Origin of the sequence: Anaerofustis sp. LCP19S3_F7 (assembly GCF_052119445.1) — a bacterium.
Taxonomy (GTDB): Bacteria; Bacillota; Clostridia; order Eubacteriales; family Anaerofustaceae; genus Anaerofustis; species Anaerofustis butyriciformans.
The window spans coordinates 55,355-73,795 of record NZ_JBQKFF010000004.1; the positions used below are offsets into that span (position 1 = coordinate 55,355).

Sequence of the window (18,441 nt, forward strand, 5' to 3'; positions counted from 1 at the left end):
GAAATATATAAATAATCTTATCTTGAAAAAAAATCAAATTTGTAGTAAATTATTTATATGTGGTGTATACGTTTAACAATTAAGGAAGAAGGAGACAACTATGAAAGATATTATTAGCGTTGAAAATCTAAAGAAACTTGAAGCATTGAAAAATCCATATGTTATGCAAAAAGTAATAAATATGGTTTCACTATTAAAACCAAATAAAGTTACTGTTTTAACAGACAGTATTGAAGATCAGAATTATATTAAAGAAATTTCAATAAATAACGGAGAAGAAACACCTTTAAATCTTGAAGGTCATACATATCATTTTGATTCACCACTTGACCAAGCAAGAGACAAGGTAAACACAAAATATTTACTTGATAAAGAAGTTAACTGGGGACTTGATATAAACTGGACAAACAGAGACAGTGGACTTAAAGAAATATACTCAATAATGGACGGAATGATGAAAGGCAAAGAAATGTTCGTTGCTTTTTACTGCCTAGGACCAAGCAATTCAATTTTCTCTATTCCAGCTTTACAAATAACAGATTCTGCTTATGTAGTACACAGCGAAAACCTTTTATACAGACAAGGTTATTCAGATTTTAAAAATTTAAATGGTAGCGATGACTTTTTTTATTTAATACATAGTGCAGGAGAATTAGTAAACGGCGTTACTAAAAACATAGATAAAAGAAGAATTTACATAGATATAAATAATAACACTGTATATACTTGTAATAACCAATACGCAGGAAACAGTTTAGGACTAAAAAAATTATGTTTCAGACTTGCAATAAAAAAAGCAATGGACGAAGATTGGTTAGCTGAACATATGTTTTTAATGGGAGTACACGGAAAAGATGGAAGAAAAACATATATGGCAGGTGCTTTCCCTTCTGGATGTGGTAAAACAAGTACAGCCATGATTTCAGGACAAAGTATCGTAGGAGATGATATAACATATATAAGAAATATAGATGGTAATCCAAAAGCCGTAAATGTAGAACAAGGTATATTTGGTATAATAAACGAAATAAACGGTAAAGATGACCCTGTTATATTTGATGCATTAACAACTCCAAGAGAAGTAATTTTCTCTAATACACTTGTAAGTGATGGAAAAACGTATTGGAATAAAATGGGAGTTGAACTTCCTGAAGAAGGATTTAACCATAGCGGAGAATGGAAAAAAGAATACGGAATAATTCCATCAAGTAAAAATGCAAGATATACAATGAAAATAGAAGAACTTGCTAATGCAGATGAAAATCTAAATAATAAAGAAGGGGTTCTTCTTGATGCAATGATATTCGGAGGAAGAGATGCTCATACAACAGTTCCAATAGCTGAATCATCATCTTGGAATCAAGGTATGGTAACAGGAAGCATCATTGAATCAGAAACTACAATGGCTTCAATTGGAAAAGAAGGTGTAAGAACTCACGACCCTCTTGCAACTTGTGACTTTATTTCAGTACCTTTCAAACAATTTATTGAAAAACATTTTGAATTTGGAAGAAAGTTAAAACATATTCCAAGAATATATGCAACAAACTATTTCTTAAAAGATATTGATGGCAATTTCTTAAATGGAAAACTTGATAAAAAAGTATGGTTACTTTGGGCTGAAGGAAGAATTCACGAAGATTATGATGCAGTTGAAACACCTATTGGAAATATTCCATTATATGAAGATTTAAAAAAATTATTTAAAGAAACTCTTGATAAAGATTATACAGAAGATGAATACAAATCTCAATTTGCCATAAGACTTGACAGATATCTTGAAAAAATGGCAAGAATGAAAGAAGCATTTAAAAATACAAATCTTCCTGATGAATTCAAAGTTGAATTTAATAACGAAATGGATAAACTAAAAAAAGCAAGAAAAGAATTTGACAGAGCGGTTGTTTCACCTTTCAGATTTTATAAATAAAAAAAAGCATCTGTTTTTACAGATGCTTTTTTTATAGATTGTATAATTGATTATAGATATATTAATGAAGTTTTAAAATTGGTATAATACGTCTGCTCATAAATGATAAAAAACTTAATTATACAAAAAAAGAAACACCAAAAGGTGTTTCTTTATAGCAAGTTCATAAGCCGAGTTCTGTTTTAATGATCATCTATCTAGACTTATTGTTACCAATAAGTTCAAGCGACCTACCACTAACCAGTGACGGGCAGCCACCTGACATAAAGTCTGGTTATTTCTTGGTCTTGCTCCCGATGGGGTTTACACGTCCAAATAGTTACCTATTTGCCTGTGAGCTCTTACCTCACCCTTTCACCCTTACCTTTAAAAGGCGGTTTCCTTTCTGTTGCACTTTCCTTTAGGTTACCCTAACCGGCCGTTAACCGGCATCGTTGCCCTATGGAGCTCGGACTTTCCTCTTTTAAAATAAAAGCGATCAAACGACTTGCTATTTAAAGGTTTATTATATCATTTTTAAAAATCTTTTTCAACAAAATATTACATCGTAAGAATACTCTCATTTGCTTCTATAACTTTTAAAATATCCTCTTCATGTCCTGTTTTAGCATTTATATATATTATAAAAATTTCATCATTATATTTGCCTTTTATTTCATAACAATATTTTTCTTCTTCCGTACTTGTCGGAATAACAGCAAGCCTTACTCTTGTTACATCAAGATCTTCATTAACCAAACTTAACACTTCTTTGCTACTTAAAATATCTTTATCAAAAGTTCTTTGTTTATGATTTGAATAATAGTTTGTAGCTTCAAATCCTACAACACTTTTATTGGTTAGGCTTACTTTAATTTTTATTAAATCAGGATAACAAGTAACTCCATTCGTTTCATAAGCATAATTTATGGTGATAACATTTCCGTTTGTTTCATAATAATTTTCTTCCATATTATCAATATCCATCTTTTGCATATATTCTTTTCCTATTTCAATTGCTTGCTTTATGCTTACTAACCTGTTAGCTGTTTCATCAGCATCATAATTACTGTTTATGCTTATTATTTTTCCACCTCTTTTACTAACATACGCATAATATTTAACATCTGAAATTTCATAAGAATATACAAAACATTCTATGCTTGAATTCATATCAGAGTTATAAGTTACGTCTACACCATTACCTATAAGTTCTTTTACAATTTTTATACCTTCTTCTTTAGTTATTATTTTATCTGATAATGATATTTTCTTATTTTGATTTATAGCATCAGAAAATGGACCGTCAAATATCAGTGTAGGATATTCATTTACCTCTTCGTTTAAAGCTTTAAAGGTATTATCTATTTTTGTATACTCATTTGCCATAAATACATTACTGTTTTCAATCCAATCATAACCTTCATTTCCATATTGTATTTCACTATTCATTTCATCCAATTTTTTGTATATTTTATCGCATGCTTCATATATTTCATTTATATCTTTTTTATTTTCATTTGTAATTTTTTTATCAGATGTTATTAATGAATAATAATAGTTTGTCGTTTTATTTAAAAATTCGCTTGCATCAACAACTGCACTATGATTTATAGGCAGATTATTTATATTTTCGTTAATAGATAAATTAAGTCCATATAAGTTTATTAGCTCTTCTTTTATAAATTCCTCGTCATTACTTACATTAACTTTAGAAAGTCTGGAACTTAGCTGTTCAAAACTTTCAAGAAGCGAATTTAAACTTTTATCGTAGTTATTTTCTATGCTATTTGCCAACACTTTGCTATCTTTTATTTCAAGGTAAGAAAACACACCAAGTGTAACTACAGTAATCAATAAAAATCCAATCAAAATATTTTTTTTCATCTTTTCACCTACTTACAAAAAACATGATTTCCTATTGTTCTGATAATAGGTCTTGTTCTTATCCACTCATTTGTTGCTGTTTTAGGATTATAATAATACAAAGCTCCTCCGGAAGGATCCCAGCCGTTTATAGCATCTTTTACAGCATTTACACAAGAAGTGCTTGGAGTTAAATTAACTTGTCCATCTGCAACTGCATCAAATGCACCGTTTTGATAAACAACACCACTTACTGTATTAGGAAATGATGAAGATTTTACTCTATTTAAAATTACGGCAGCAACAGCAACCTGCCCTTCATAAGGTTCTCCCCTTGCCTCTCCGTTTACGGCTCTTGCTATTAAATTTATTTCACTACTGCTTAAATTGTAATAAGAAGATGAAGAACTTGAAGACAATAAATTGTAAAGTCCCATTTTTTCCAAAGTTCTCTTTCCTGCTTTACCATCAACTGTTAAGCCATTTTTACTTTGAAAATATTTAACAGCCTTTTCCGTTTGTGAACCAAATTTCCCGTCTACCGTTCCATCATAATACCCCCATCTTTTCAGTTTTTGCTGCACAGGAGTAACTTGAGAAGATGGGGAACCATAATAAACATAATTTCCAGCATAAATATTTACAAAATAAACACCTGTAGTCATTAAAATACAAATTAATATAATAAAAATCATTGTTTTATTCTTCATTGTCTTATTCTTACTTGTCTTTTTCTTCATTGTTTTATTTTTCATTTTCACCTTACTCCGCATAGTTTTGTAATATATTATACATCTCATCTTCACTTTGAACTACAATACCTTTTTTTATTTCTTCAACTGCAGTACTGTCTAATAATTCAATAGGAGTTTGAGTTTGTTCTACTATACTTTTATTTCCATCATCATCAAAAGAATATACAGCAATATACCCTTCTGGAGTATCTTCATTAACAGTAATTAAATAATATCCTTTAGGATAAGAATCTATATTTTTTGATAATACAATTGAATCAGAATTAAAACTTTCAACCGTCCAATCTTTATATTTTTCTAAAAACTGGCTTTTATTTAAACCTACATTTCCAGCTTCTATATTTACTGTTTCTGTTTTTTTTGTATTAGTTTTAGTATAATAGCGCTTAAATGTTACACTTGTTGTCGTAGTAGTTATAATATTTTCTTTATTATTTTCCAAACTTCCCTTTACTTGATTCCCATCAGATTTTGTAATTTCCATCCCGGCAAAAGAACAAGCACTGAACACTGTGCATATCATTAAAAATAAAAATCCTATTAACATAATTTTATGTTTACTTAAATTTTCCATAATAACCTCTTATCAGATTTATTTGTTATTTCATATTTTAGCCATATACGGAAATTTTATACATAAAAAAACAAACTACATAAAGTTTGTTTAATATCTTAATAGGTAATATATTTTCAATATAAATTAATTTATAACATTATAAATTATACTCAGATAATTTATAATTTATATATGATACAAAATTTTGTTTAATTCTATTAAATAAAAAAAGCCTTATAAGAAAAATCTTTTAAGGCTTTATAAAATTATTATTCATAATCATCAGGAAGTTCTGCATTATGATATACATCTTGTACATCATCATTATCATCGAACATTTCAAGCATTTTTTCAAATTTCTTAATTTGTTCTTCATCTTCCAACTTTGTATAATTTTTAGGAACCATAGCAACTTCAGCAGATAATGTTTTTATATTATTTTCTTCTAAAGCATCACATACTTTTGAAAAAGTTTCAGGTTGTGTTGTAATTTCAAAACCATCATCACTTACATCAAAATCTTCTGCACCACTATCAAGTGCAATCATCATAAGTTCTTCTTCATCAACACTCCCGTCATTATCTACAAGAATTGTTCCTTTTTTATCAAACATAAAAGATACGCATCCTGTTGTTCCTAAATTACCACCATTTTTATCAAAGTAATATCTTACATCTCCGGCAGTTCTATTTTTATTGTCTGTTAAAGCTTCAACAATAACTGCAACTCCACCGATTCCATATCCTTCATATGTGATTTGTTCGTATACGCTGTTACCAAGTTCCCCAGCACCTTTTTTGATAGCTCTTTCAATGTTATCATTTGGCATGTTATTTGATTTTGCTTTTGCAATTGCATCTTTTAATTTAGCATTTAGATCAGGATCTGAACCACCTTCTCTTGCTGCAACAGCAATAAGCTTTGCCATTTTTGTATATATTTTACCTTTTTGAGCGTCTGTTTTCGCTTTTTTATGTTTAATTGTTGACCATTTAGAATGTCCTGACATATTACCCCTCCATAAATTTTCTGCATTATATTATATCATAAAGCATACTATTATTCAATGTTTTGTAAAATATATGTTATACAAAAGAAAGAATAAGCTGAGCTTATTCCTTCTTTTCTTTATTCTTATTACCTTCTATTTTTAATTCAAACCAGAAAGTACTTCCTTTTCCCACCTGACTTCTAACACCAAATTTTGCACCATGTCTTAACAGAATTGTTTTTACAATCAATAGTCCAAGTCCCGTTCCAACAACAGAACGTTTATGGGTTTTATCTATTTTATAATATCTTTCCCATATATTTGGAAGTTTTTCTTCCGGTATACCTTCCCCTGTATCTGTAACTTCAATTTTTACAGTATTTGAATTAACAATCTGATTAACTTTTATAACTTTATCTTCACCTGTATAATTTATTGCATTTGTAAGTAAATTATAAATTACCTGTGAAATTTGAAGCTCATCAGCATTAATATATACATGTTCATCATAATTAAAGGTTATATTATAATCAGTAAAAGTCGATAATCTTAATATAATATTTTTTACTTCCAATGTTAAATCAAAAGTCGTTTTATTTAACTCAACCGCACCTGACTCATATTTAGCCATGTCCAATGTATCATTTACAAGATTACTTAAACGTTTTGCTTCATCAATAATAGTTTGAATATCTTCTGCTTTCGTTTTATCAGGATAGTCTCTGATCATTTCACTATAACCAATAATCATAGTAAGTGGTGTTCGTAGATCATGAGAAACATTAGCAATAAGTTCTCTTTTGTATTCTTCATTTTTATCTATTTCAGAAGCCGCATAATCAAGTGTACTAATAAGTTCATTGATTTCTCTATATCCACCATCAAATTCTTCCGATTTATAATTTCCTTTTGCAAGATCTCTCGCTTTTCCTGTCACTTTTTCAATTGGAGACGAGATTCTTTTTGAAATCCAAAAAGCTAAAATTCCGGCAAATAATATAAGCCCTATTGTTATCCAAAAAAGTTGAGCTCTTAACGTTGAAACAGTTGCATTAATAGGTGAAATTGTTGCATCAAGAAGCATTACATAAAAAGTATCCCCAACATTTACTATTTTTGTATAAACTATACTTTCAGGTTTTGAAAAAATAATATTACCAAATCTAAATTCTTTTTCTTCTCTTGATAACATAGATTTTTCCAAAAATTCTCCATTATTATCTATTGCTTTTGAAACATAATAACCTATACCTTGTGGAGATAATTTATGTATCGTACATTTTGATGAAGTTTTTATAGAAAAAGCTTCATTGCCATAACTATCTAAAATCAAAACACAAAAATCTTTCGATAGTGCAATTTCTTCAATATATTGTTCATTGAAATTTTGAGAAATTTTTGAAGCTGCTTCCTTTATTTCTTTTGTTTTTATATATTTATAAGTAGCATCTAAAAAAACAATTTGAAAAAACCATAAAAAAATCAATACTACTGCGACAAATATGGCGAAGTATTTAAACATACGCCATTTAAGGCTCAAATCAGTCTTCTTTTTCAAATCTGTATCCAACTCCTCTTAAAGTAACAATTTTATTAGAATAAGGTCCTAAATTTTTTCTAAGGAGTTTTATGTGAGTATCCAGTGTTCTATCATCTCCATAATAATCATATCCCCAAACTGTAGAAATAATCTTTTCTCTAGAAAGAGCAATTCCTCTGTTTTCAACAAGGAATGTAAGTAAATCATATTCTTTAGGAGTTAAATTTACAACTTCACCTTCAACTTTAACAATTCTTGCTGCTAAATCTATACTTATGCCATCTATGTTAATTACATCATTTTCTTCTTTATCTTTACGAGGTTTAGTCCTTTTTAATATTGCTTCAATTCTCATCATAAGCTCTTTAGGAGAAAAAGGTTTTACAACATAATCATCAGCACCAACTTCAAACCCATGTATTCTGTCGTATTCTTCTCCTCTTGCAGAAAGCATGATAACCGGCGTATCTTTTACTTTTCTTATTTCTCTTACAGCTGAAAAACCATCAAGTTCCGGCATCATTATGTCCATTACAATAATATCGAAATCTTCATTTTTACATATCTCAATGGCTTTCATTCCATCATTAACTTCTACTGTATCATATCCTTCAAAAGTAGCATATTTATTTATAAGTTCTGCTATCTTTGGCTCATCATCAACAATTAATATCCTTGGCATAATATCCTCCCATAATTTTAAATATATTATATCACTTTTTTTGTTCATATACTAATATTACCGATGCAAATGCATCGGTAATATTAGATTACATATTTTTAAAAGAGGGAATTATTCGTTTAAAACGAATATCCATAAGCATATTGCTTATACAAAAATGTTAACAAAGTAATGTGTAAAATATGTGAACTCATTTTGAAATATTCATGTATTTGTTAATTAGTTTTTTCTGTTAACTTATACTCTACACTTCCCTGATTTATACCGTTTGAAACGGTTACTTTTATTGTATCCCCAACTTCTAATTTATTAATTACTGCCTTAAAATCACTTGCACGTTCAACTTTTGTATCATTTACCACTGTTACAATATATCCTGATTTCAATCCTGCTTTTTCAGCATTCGAACCTTCTTCTACGCTGTAAATATATACTCCAAGTTCATTTACTCCATATTGCATTGCAGTTTGTTTATCTAAAATATCTATTAGAGTAAGACCACTTGTAACTCTGCCTTTAACATAACCATAATCCATTATCTGTTCTATAACTTCTTTTGCAGTATCTATTGGAATTGCAAAGCCAAGCCCCTCAACATTTTCACCTGAAGCTTTTGCATTTACAATACCTACAAGAAGTCCGTTTTTATCAAACAAACCACCACCTGAATTTCCGGCATTTATTGATGCGTTTGTTTGAATTAAACTCATTGTTTCATTTTCAATAGTAACTTCTCTGTTTAAAGCAGAAACAATACCATTTGTTACTGTTCCTGAAAGTTCACCCAAAGGATTACCTATTGCAACAACTTCATCACCAACTTCAAGAGAACTTGATTTACCAAGAGTCGCATTTTTTAATCCTGTTGCTTCTATCTTTAAAACGGCAATGTCTGTTTGCTCATCCCTACCAACAAGTTTAGCTGTATAAGATTTACTGTCTGCAGTTGTAATAGTAATTTTGCTTGCACCTTCTACTACATGATTGTTTGTTGCAATATACCCATCACTGGTTATAATAACACCACTTCCAGCAGAAGTTGTAGTAGCACTTTCTCCAAAACTATATCTATTTGCTTCTGATTCACTTTGGCATTCAATTGAAACAACTGAACTTTGAACACCTTTTACAACACTTGAAACATCCATTTTCCCACTACTATCAGTAGACGTTGAAGCTACGGGAATTTCTGTTGAGGTAACACCATCAGCTTTATTAGTTGCTAAAAATTTATTTGCTACAACACCGCCCACAAATCCTAAGCAAGTTGAAGTAATCATCATTGCAACGATAATCAAAGCAAAAGCAGCATTTCTTCTCTTTTTATTACTTTTATGTTCCTTTTTAAAAAATTTTTTTTCTTTAGCATTATCATTTGTTATAGAATCAAATTTATTATCAACTTCATTATCTGTCATCATATCATTAATTTTATCATCCATAATATATGACCTCCTTCTTTGAACTGTTTATATTATATTTTTCAAATGTGAAAATATAATGAAACGATAATGAAGCTATATAAAACCTTTGATAACTTATAATTGAAATAATATTTATGAATAAATATATATTTTTTCACATATTCTTCACATAAATATAATTATATAAAGCATTTATTTATTTTTTCCCTTTTCCAAACAATCACTACATATCCCTTTAAAAACTAAGTTATAACTTAATACTTTATATTTACTTTCTTCTTCAACTTCACTACTAATATTTTTATCAAATGAAATATTTACATTGGAAATTCTATTACATTTTGTACATATAATATGTTGATGTCCATCCGTTATATAATCATAAACATCAGAACTATCTAATATTTTTATTTTATTTATATGCCCTGCACTTGCAAGATTATTTAACACTCTAAATACCGTTGCTCTACTTATTGTTGAATATTTCGTATGTAATGTTTCATAAACTTCTTTTGCCGTAGGATGCCCATTTATATCTTTTAGTGTATTAAAAATAATTTTCTTTTGAATTGTATTTCTGGTATTTTCCATATATCCCCCTAAATACTAAATATTCATTATTATAATATTAAACAAAATTTTATGCAAACATTTGATTTTTTATTTTTTTACAGAATTTATCCTTTTTTTCTTTGATTTTTAAACATGACTATGTTATATTATAAAAAGCTTATTTCATTATAAAGAGGTATTTATATGAAGATTTCTACAAAAGGAAGATATGCACTCAGACTTATGATAGATTTAGCAAAAAATTACGATGGTAAATACATTACATTAAAAGAAGTTTCAAAAAGACAAGAAATTTCAATCAAATATTTAGAACAAATTACAACTCAACTTTGCAGGGCAGAATACTTAATTAGTGTAAGAGGACCTAAAGGAGGATATAAACTTTCAAAAGAACCTAAAAATTATACCGTAGGTGATATTTTAAGAGTTACTGAAGGAAGTCTCGCCCCTATTGCATGCCTTGAAGATGAAAAAAACAGCTGTACAAGATGTGGTGCCTGTGCAACTTTAGAGTTTTGGAAAGGCTTATATAAAGTAATTGAAGACTACGTAAACAGTGTTACGTTAGAAGATCTTATAAAAAATAGTGATGAAAATTTAAACTATAGTATTTAAAAGCAGATTTTTCTGCTTTTTTTTATTTTTCACTTGACTTTTTATTTAATATTATATATATTTATTTCATAGTATTTATATAGGAAATAAGAAAAATAATTTATTTTATGGAGGATAAAATGAAAGTATATAAAAATATAACACAACTTGTTGGGAAAACACCAATAATGGAACTTGTAAACTATGAAAAAGAAAACAATTTACAAGCAAATATTCTTGCCAAAATAGAATTTTTCAATCCTGCAGGAAGCGTTAAAGATAGGATTGCAAAAGCAATGATTGAAAATGCAGAAAAAGAGGGATTATTAAAAGAAGAAAGTACAATAATTGAACCAACAAGCGGAAATACTGGTATTGGACTTGCAAGTATAGCAGCTGCAAAAGGATATAAAGCAATTTTAACAATGCCAGAAACAATGAGCATTGAAAGAAGAAAACTTTTAAAAGCATATGGAGCAGAAATTGTACTTACAGACGGCAGTAAAGGAATGAAAGGTGCAATAGAAAAAGCAGAAGAATTACAAAAAGAAATAAAAGATAGTTTTATTCCAAGTCAATTTGAAAATATGGAAAATCCTAAAATGCACTACAATACAACAGGTCCTGAAATTTATGAAGATACTGAAGGAAAAATAGATTACTTTGTTGCAGGTGTAGGCACAGGAGGAACTTTAAGCGGGGTTGGTAAATATTTAAAAGAAAAAAATCCAAATATTAAAATTGTTGCAGTTGAACCTAAATCATCACCTGTATTAACAGAAGGTAAAGCAGGTGCACATAAAATACAAGGAATAGGTGCAAATTTCGTTCCAAATACTCTTGATAAAAATATTTATGATGAAATAATAACAATTGAAAATGATGAAGCTTTTGAAAGCGCAAGAAAAGTTGCAAAAAGTGATGGAATTCTTGTCGGGATTTCTTCAGGTGCAGCAATTAAAGCAGCAACAATCATCGCAAATAGAGAAGAAAATAAAGGTAAAACTATTGTTGCATTACTTCCTGATACAGGAGAAAGATATCTTTCAACAGAATTATTTGAAGAATAAAACAAAAGATGTAGCTTATGCTACATCTTTTTATATTTAAGTAATAATTCTAACTCCATTGTATCTTCATCAATATGTTTTTCTTTAATTTCAAAGCCTCGTTTTAAATAAAATTCTAAAGCTTTTTTATTTTTTTCATATACACTTAAGCTTAAAACATTATAAAGACTTTTTGCCTTATCAATAAGTATTTTCCCAATACCTTGATTTCTGTATTCTCTTTTTATAAATAATCCTTCTATATATCCTTTATTTAACCCAATAAACCCTTTTATTATATTATCTTCTTTTAAAATATATATTTCACTTTTAGGTAATATTTCTTTTACATAATCTAAATTATCATAAAAATATTTCTTATTTATAAAATTATGAGCATCTAAATTTCCATTTAACCAAATATCTAATATAATATCTAAATCATTAATATTGAATTTCTCTACCATTATTTTTTCTTTCTATATTTTATTTTTTCTGCGTCTTTATAATTTTCAATAACCAAATCTCTAAGCTCTTCCAATTCTTCTATATAATTTTCTTTATTATCTTTATATTCAAGAATTTCAACAACTTCAATATTTAAACTTTTATCACCAAATTTATTATATTCATTTTGTAAATTATTACTTTGCCTAAAGGATCCTAACTTTAATTGAAATTTAAGGGAATTTATGTTTCCTTTTAAATCCTCGGCTATTCCTAAATAAACTTTATTACTTTCATTAAAATTAACTTTATAAACTCCCATATCAGTCCTTTTCTTTTTATATTCTTCTTTTAATCTTTTTTTATCCATTTAATTCTCCCTAACAAATTCTTTTATTGCTCTACTCATAAATTCTGCAGTCCCTTCCCCTACACTATCGATATTATTTCTAAATCTTTCATCATTTATATACATATCACTTAAAAATAATAATATCTCATTTGAACAATAATAAAAATTATCACTTATAAAATCCTTCCACATTCTTACTAATGCCTTTACTTGATTGCTTGTTACATCATTGTTCTTATTTTTATAGAAAAGTAAAAAAATCTTCTTTGTTTCTTCCTCTATTTGATTCCATTTATTCTTTGTATAAGAAGATGTTTTGTCCTTATATTCAGCGTATTCCTTAGTCTTTCCCCATTTATCCAACACTTCTTTTTTATATTCCTCTTTATACATATTTATTTTATCAATATTATCTTTATTCATTTTAGTTTTCCCTCCATTTAAAGTATCATCAACAAATTTAATCAATAAGTCAATCTTTTCTCTTTTTAACATAAGAATTTTTTTATGTTTATTTAAGATATCAACCTTATCTCTTTTTTCTTGTTTTAAAATATATTTTATATCTTTTAGAGGTAACATAAGATCTTTATAAAAAATAATTTCTTGAAGCAATACCAAATCTTCATCTGTATAGTATCTATATCCGTTATCTTTTTTCTCACTTGGGTTTAATAAGTTTATTTCATCATAATAATGAAGTGTGCGCACACTAATATCAAATAATTTAGAAACTTCACCAACAGTTAACTTCATATCTTACCTCCAAATTTAAAATACACTATTACCTAACGTTAGAGTCAAGAAAAAATTTAACTTTACTTATATAATTTTATTGAAGATACCAAAGCATACAGTATCGTACATAATATTAAACACCATCTAATATAACCCAAAATCTTAATTTTAAATATAATATTAATTAAAAGACATAAGAAAATTGCTGATAAAAATAGAAAAACTATTCCTGTTTGTCTATAATGAGGCTTTTTATTCATATTTTCTCTTTCCTTCTTTGAAGCAAAAAGGTAAGCGTTATTTAACAACGGACCTTTACAACTTAACTGTAAAATACTTATTGTTAAACATATTAAAAATAATATTAATACAATAAAAATGGAAATTATATTATTCATATCTACCTCAATTTAAAATTAATTTTACATATTATACCATACAAAAAGAAAAGCGAGCTTATATTAATATAAACTCGCTTAGGAATACTATTTATCATATTTCTTTATAAATCCATGTCCTAGAGCATAAGGACCTGTATGAACACCAATTGTTGCTCCTATTTGTATCATATGTATTTCTTCTAATTTAACATTAGAATACTCTTGTAAAGATTTATGAAGTTTAAGTCTATATTCTTCCCCCTCTTCTTTACTGTATCCATAACCTACACAAAAAACATAATCATCAGGATTTTCATTTTTACGTTCAAAGAATTTTTTTGTATAATCCAAAACTTGTTTAATAGATTTTTTTCTGCTTCTTGCTACACCTGCTGAACAAACCTCTCCATATTTAAGCTCAATAAGAGGTTTCAAACCAAGTGCACCGGCAGCAAAGCCAGCAAGTTTACCTATTCTTCCTCCATGTTTAAGATAATCAATACTTCCTACCATAAAATGAATTCTTCCATATTCTTTAAGTTTTTCAAGTCTTTCATAACAATCTTCAAATTCAATACCATTATCTCTCATTCTTATGGCTTCACCTACAAAAACTGCCTGAGAAGCTGTTATATTAATTGAATTGATTACTTTTATTTTAGCATTATCATATTTATCCTCTAAAACTTCTTTTGCCATTCTCGCACTATTAAAAGAACCGCTTAATTGTAAATCTGTACAAATGCATAATATAGGAATATTCTTTTCTACAAAAGGAGTAAATACATCTATATAGTCGTTAACGCTTGGAAGAGATGTTTTTGGGAAAACCGAAGGGTTTTCAACCATTTTAGTATAAAACTCTTCAACAGTTATAAAACTACCCTCTTTGTGTAATTCTTCATCGCCAAATGAAACATAAAAAGGAACAAGTTTTATATCATTTTCTTCTACATAACTTTTAGGTAAATCACAAGCACCATCGCTTATTATTTGAAAGCTCATATCTTTATTCTCCATTAATTTGAAATCTTAAATATTATACATCTAAAAAATATAAATAGCAATGTAGTATAAATATATCTTTAATTTACAATGAAGTTTATTAAGAAAAAATTAAACTTTTTCATATTAATTGTTTTTTGCTTTTCTTTATTGTATCATTAAATAGCATTTTTTTAGAAAAGAGGTAAAATTTTGACAGGAAAAAATAAAAAAGTAAATTGGCTTTGCTTTTTAATTTTATCAATATATCTGCTTATTGTATTTTCAATGACGCTAGTTCCTTATATTGGAGAATATACATATGAACAACATTATAACTTAGTTCCTTTTCTAAGTATTAAAAACTACTGGCAAAGTTTACAATATACTGAACTTATAAACGGAGGAAAGCTTTCCATGATAGCTTTCATCAATTTATTTGGTAATATTGGGTTGTTACTTCCTTACGGATTTTTACTTCCTTTAAGTTTTCCAGGAAGAATAACTTTTAAAAGAACTGTAAAAAGTGCATTTTTTTTATCTCTATTTATTGAGATAATGCAATTTTTCTTTTTAGTAAGCCGTGTTGCTGATATTGATGATGTGATATTTAATACAATAAGCGCTGTAATCGGATATATTGTATACTACATAATATGTCATAAACACTATAAAAAATATAAGTATAATAAACCAAACGGTAAATATTTTAATTAAAAAAAACACCCCAAAGGGTGTTTTTTTAAAGTGATTTTGTATTTATTTCATTTAAAGCTTTTTCAATAAATTCATCAACGCTCATTGCTCCTAAATTTTCACCATCTTTTCTTGCACGAACAGAAACAACGTTACCTTCCATATCTCTATCTCCTGCAATTAACATATAAGGAACTTTTTCAAGTTGAGCTTCTCTGATTTTATATCCCATTTTTTCGCTTCTATCATCAATTTCGCATCTAATGCCTTTTTCTTCCAATTTATCTTTAATTCCTTTTACATATTCAAGGTTTCTATCTGTAATAGGAATTAATTTAACTTGAACAGGAGCTAACCAAAGTGGGAATGCACCTGCAAAGTGTTCTGTTAAGATACCAATAAATCTTTCGATTGAACCGAAGATTACTCTGTGAATCATTACAGGTCTGTGTTTTTCTCCGTCATGACCTACATATGTAAGGTCAAATCTTTGAGGCATTTGGAAATCAAGTTGGATTGTACCACATTGCCATGTTCTTCCGAGACAGTCTTCCAAGTGGAAATCAAGTTTTGGACCATAGAATGCACCGTCGCCTTCATTTACAACATAATCCATTCCTTTTGCTTCCATAGCTTCTCTTAAAGCTTCTGTTGCCATGTTCCAATCTTCATCAGAACCCATTGAATCATCTGGACGTGTAGATAATTCTACATGATACTTAAATCCAAACATATTATATACATAATCGATAAAATCAATTACGCCTATAACTTCATCTTTAATTTGTTCAGGTAACATAAAGATATGAGCATCGTCTTGAGTAAATGTTCTAACTCTCATAAGTCCGTGAAGTGCACCTGAAAGTTCATGACGATGTACTTGTCCAAGTTCACCTATTCTTAAAGGTAAATCTCTGTATGAATACATTTTTCTTTTATATACAAGCATTGAACCAGGGCAGTTCATTGGTTTTATTGCATAATCGTTTCCGTCAATTTGAGTAAAGTACATATTATCTTTATAATGATCCCAGTGACCTGATGTATGCCATAAATCTTCATTTAAGATAAGAGGAGTTTTGATTTCTTCATATCCTCTTTTTCTATGTTCTTTTCTCCAGAAGTTTTCAAGTTCATTTCTTATAACCATTCCTTTTGGAAGGAAGAAAGGAAATCCTGGACCTTCTTCACAAATCATGAATAAGTCCATATCTTTACCAATTTTTCTATGATCTCTTTTCTTTGCTTCTTCAAGCATTTGTAAGTATTCTTCAAGCATTTTTGCTTTAGGGAAAGAAATACCGTAAATTCTTTGAAGCATCTTTTTGTTGCTGTCCCCTCTCCAGTAAGCACCTGTAATAGATAAAAGTTTAATTGCTTTTACAGGTTTTGTATTAAGTAGATGAGGACCTGCACAAAGGTCTGTAAAGTCTCCTTGTTTATAGAAAGATATAATGCTGTCTTCAGGTAAATCTTCAATTAATTCAACTTTATAATCTTCTTTTTGTTCCTTTTCAAAATCAATAGCTTCTTGTCTTGGTAAAACGTATTTTTCAATTGAAATATTTTCTTTTACGATTTTTTTCATTTCTGCTTCTATTTTTTCAAGATCACTTTCAAGAAGCGGTGTTTCTGTATCAAAATCATAATAGAAACCATCATCTATACTTGGTCCAATTGCAAGTTTTACTTTATCGCCATATATTCTTTTAACTGCTTGAGCTAAGATATGGCTTGTAGTATGCCAAAATGCTTTTTTGCCGTCTAAGTCATCAAATTTATAAAATACAATGCTAACGTCTTTATCTAAAGTGGTTCTTATATCCACAATCTCATCATTTACTTTAGCGCATAAAACATCTCTTTTAAGTGCAGGAGAAATACTTTCAGCTACATCTAATACACTTACGCCGTTTTCAAATTCTTTAATGTTTCCATCCGGAAATGTTACTTTTATCATTGTTATTTCCTCCTTTTATCACGGTAAAAAAATACCTTTACCTAACAAAAGAGTATATCAAAATATGTTATCAAAGTCAATTATACAACCATTAAAACAGTGTATTTAAACAATATTTTATTAATACAATAATACATCAAATTGACAAATTTACAATATAGATATATCATTAATAAAAAAAACAAAAGGCAAAACATATGCAGCTTGATTTAACAAAAGGAAACATCACAAAAAAAATATTATTATTTGCATTTCCGATGATAACTGGAAATCTTTTGCAACAACTATATAACATAGCAGATACATTAATTGTAGGAAAATTTATCGGAACAAATGCTCTTGCGGCAGTAGGTTCTGCCTATACATTAATGGTTTTTATTACATCAATTCTTTTGGGTTTATGTATGGGCAGCGGTGCTATTTTTTCCATTAGATATGGAGAAAAAAATGAAGAAAAATTAAAAGAAAGTTTATTTGTTTCCTTTTTCTTAATTCTTCTAATAACAATTATATTAAATATTTTAGTTTTTATTTTTATTGATCCGATACTATACTTTTTAAATATTCCGGAAAATATTTTTATGATAATGAAAAGTTATACTTTTATTATTTTCTTTGGAATAACGGCAACTTTTCTTTACAACTATTATGCTTGTGTACATAGAGCAGTAGGGAATTCAATCATTCCTCTTGTATTTCTTGGGATATCTGCAATTATTAATATTATACTTGATTTATTCTTTGTAATAACTCTAAATATGGGAGTAGAAAGAGCAGCCATAGCCACAGTATTTTCTCAGTACATCTCAGGTCTTGGAATAACAATATATACACTTTTTAAATTCCCTGATTTTAGATTCAAAAAGAAATATATGAAATGGAATAAAAATATTTTAAATGAAATATTTAAGTTTTCCTTCTTAACTTGTATATAACAATCTATA

19 protein-coding genes and 1 other RNA gene are annotated in these 18,441 nt (G+C 28.3%); 5 read left to right on the forward strand and 15 right to left on the reverse strand.

Annotation, left to right across the window (positions count from 1 at the left end; translation table 11 throughout):
• Positions 1-100: 100 nt before the first annotated feature.
• The gene (locus ACTQYZ_RS05775) at positions 101-1,930 is read left to right on the forward strand and encodes a phosphoenolpyruvate carboxykinase (GTP) (RefSeq protein ID WP_441021919.1); all 1,830 of its coding nucleotides are present in this window, start codon (positions 101-103) and stop codon (positions 1,928-1,930) included.
• 150 nt (positions 1,931-2,080) lie between these two features.
• Here ACTQYZ_RS05775 and rnpB read toward each other — a convergent pair.
• The 9 genes from rnpB to ACTQYZ_RS05820 form a co-directional block, all read right to left on the reverse strand.
• Positions 2,081-2,424, reverse strand: an RNA gene (gene rnpB / locus ACTQYZ_RS05780) — RNase P RNA component class A.
• A 46-nt stretch (positions 2,425-2,470) separates the two neighbouring features.
• Complete coding sequence (locus ACTQYZ_RS05785) at positions 2,471-3,796, reverse strand: PepSY1/2 domain-containing protein (protein ID WP_441416195.1); 1,326 nt, start codon at positions 3,794-3,796, stop codon at positions 2,471-2,473.
• 8 nt (positions 3,797-3,804) lie between these two features.
• Positions 3,805-4,530, reverse strand: coding sequence for a spore cortex-lytic enzyme (gene sleB, locus ACTQYZ_RS05790; RefSeq protein ID WP_441416196.1), 726 nt, complete (start codon positions 4,528-4,530; stop codon positions 3,805-3,807).
• Between the two features lie 7 nt (positions 4,531-4,537).
• Positions 4,538-5,104: a BofC C-terminal domain-containing protein gene (locus ACTQYZ_RS05795; protein WP_441416197.1), complete on the reverse strand. Its 567-nt coding sequence runs from the start codon at positions 5,102-5,104 to the stop codon at positions 4,538-4,540.
• Positions 5,105-5,355: 251 nt separating this feature from the next.
• Positions 5,356-6,096 (reverse strand): YebC/PmpR family DNA-binding transcriptional regulator, encoded by a 741-nt coding sequence (locus ACTQYZ_RS05800; protein WP_329381342.1) that lies wholly within the window; start codon positions 6,094-6,096, stop codon positions 5,356-5,358.
• Positions 6,097-6,199: 103 nt separating this feature from the next.
• Positions 6,200-7,636 carry an ATP-binding protein gene (locus tag ACTQYZ_RS05805; RefSeq protein ID WP_441021928.1) on the reverse strand — a complete coding sequence of 479 codons (1,437 nt, stop codon included), beginning with the start codon at positions 7,634-7,636 and terminating at the stop codon, positions 6,200-6,202.
• Positions 7,620-8,300 carry a response regulator transcription factor gene (locus ACTQYZ_RS05810; protein ID WP_441021930.1) on the reverse strand — a complete coding sequence of 227 codons (681 nt, stop codon included), beginning with the start codon at positions 8,298-8,300 and terminating at the stop codon, positions 7,620-7,622. The genes ACTQYZ_RS05805 and ACTQYZ_RS05810 overlap by 17 nt, the downstream gene beginning before the upstream one ends.
• Positions 8,301-8,515: 215 nt before the next feature.
• Positions 8,516-9,742 carry a S1C family serine protease gene (locus ACTQYZ_RS05815; protein ID WP_441416198.1) on the reverse strand — a complete coding sequence of 409 codons (1,227 nt, stop codon included), beginning with the start codon at positions 9,740-9,742 and terminating at the stop codon, positions 8,516-8,518.
• A 174-nt stretch (positions 9,743-9,916) separates the two neighbouring features.
• Entirely contained in the window at positions 9,917-10,315 is a 399-nt protein-coding gene (locus ACTQYZ_RS05820; protein WP_441021934.1) for a Fur family transcriptional regulator, read from the reverse strand.
• Positions 10,316-10,480: 165 nt separating this feature from the next.
• On the opposite strand from ACTQYZ_RS05820, the gene ACTQYZ_RS05825 reads away from it, so the two are divergent.
• Both ACTQYZ_RS05825 and cysK read left to right on the forward strand, forming a co-directional pair.
• Complete coding sequence (locus ACTQYZ_RS05825; RefSeq protein WP_441021936.1) at positions 10,481-10,912, forward strand: RrF2 family transcriptional regulator; 432 nt, start codon at positions 10,481-10,483, stop codon at positions 10,910-10,912.
• Positions 10,913-11,031: 119 nt separating this feature from the next.
• Positions 11,032-11,961, forward strand: coding sequence for a cysteine synthase A (gene cysK / locus ACTQYZ_RS05830; RefSeq protein WP_441021938.1), 930 nt, complete (start codon positions 11,032-11,034; stop codon positions 11,959-11,961).
• Between the two features lie 20 nt (positions 11,962-11,981).
• On the opposite strand, the gene ACTQYZ_RS05835 is transcribed toward cysK, so the two are convergent.
• The 5 genes from ACTQYZ_RS05835 to ACTQYZ_RS05855 form a co-directional block, all read right to left on the reverse strand.
• Positions 11,982-12,407: a GNAT family N-acetyltransferase gene (locus ACTQYZ_RS05835; protein WP_441021940.1), complete on the reverse strand. Its 426-nt coding sequence runs from the start codon at positions 12,405-12,407 to the stop codon at positions 11,982-11,984.
• Positions 12,407-12,757: a GIY-YIG nuclease family protein gene (locus tag ACTQYZ_RS05840; RefSeq protein ID WP_441021942.1), complete on the reverse strand. Its 351-nt coding sequence runs from the start codon at positions 12,755-12,757 to the stop codon at positions 12,407-12,409. Before ACTQYZ_RS05840 ends, ACTQYZ_RS05835 begins: the two co-directional genes overlap by 1 nt.
• The gene (locus ACTQYZ_RS05845) at positions 12,758-13,495 is read right to left on the reverse strand and encodes a MerR family transcriptional regulator (protein WP_441021944.1); all 738 of its coding nucleotides are present in this window, start codon (positions 13,493-13,495) and stop codon (positions 12,758-12,760) included.
• Positions 13,496-13,557: 62 nt separating this feature from the next.
• Positions 13,558-13,875, reverse strand: a complete 318-nt coding sequence (locus ACTQYZ_RS05850) for a DUF3784 domain-containing protein (RefSeq protein ID WP_441416199.1) — start codon at positions 13,873-13,875, stop codon at positions 13,558-13,560.
• Positions 13,876-13,962: 87 nt separating this feature from the next.
• Positions 13,963-14,862: a DegV family protein gene (locus ACTQYZ_RS05855; protein ID WP_441021948.1), complete on the reverse strand. Its 900-nt coding sequence runs from the start codon at positions 14,860-14,862 to the stop codon at positions 13,963-13,965.
• Positions 14,863-15,054: 192 nt separating this feature from the next.
• On the opposite strand from ACTQYZ_RS05855, the gene ACTQYZ_RS05860 reads away from it, so the two are divergent.
• Positions 15,055-15,558, forward strand: coding sequence for a VanZ family protein (locus ACTQYZ_RS05860; RefSeq protein ID WP_441021950.1), 504 nt, complete (start codon positions 15,055-15,057; stop codon positions 15,556-15,558).
• Between the two features lie 25 nt (positions 15,559-15,583).
• Here the strand turns inward: ACTQYZ_RS05860 and thrS are convergent, their stop codons facing one another.
• On the reverse strand, positions 15,584-17,497 hold the full coding sequence (gene thrS / locus ACTQYZ_RS05865) for a threonine--tRNA ligase (RefSeq protein WP_441416200.1): 1,914 nt from the start codon (positions 17,495-17,497) through the stop codon (positions 15,584-15,586).
• Between the two features lie 197 nt (positions 17,498-17,694).
• On the opposite strand from thrS, the gene ACTQYZ_RS05870 reads away from it, so the two are divergent.
• The gene (locus ACTQYZ_RS05870; protein WP_441416201.1) at positions 17,695-18,432 is read left to right on the forward strand and encodes an MATE family efflux transporter; all 738 of its coding nucleotides are present in this window, start codon (positions 17,695-17,697) and stop codon (positions 18,430-18,432) included.
• The last annotated feature ends 9 nt before the right edge of the window (positions 18,433-18,441 follow it).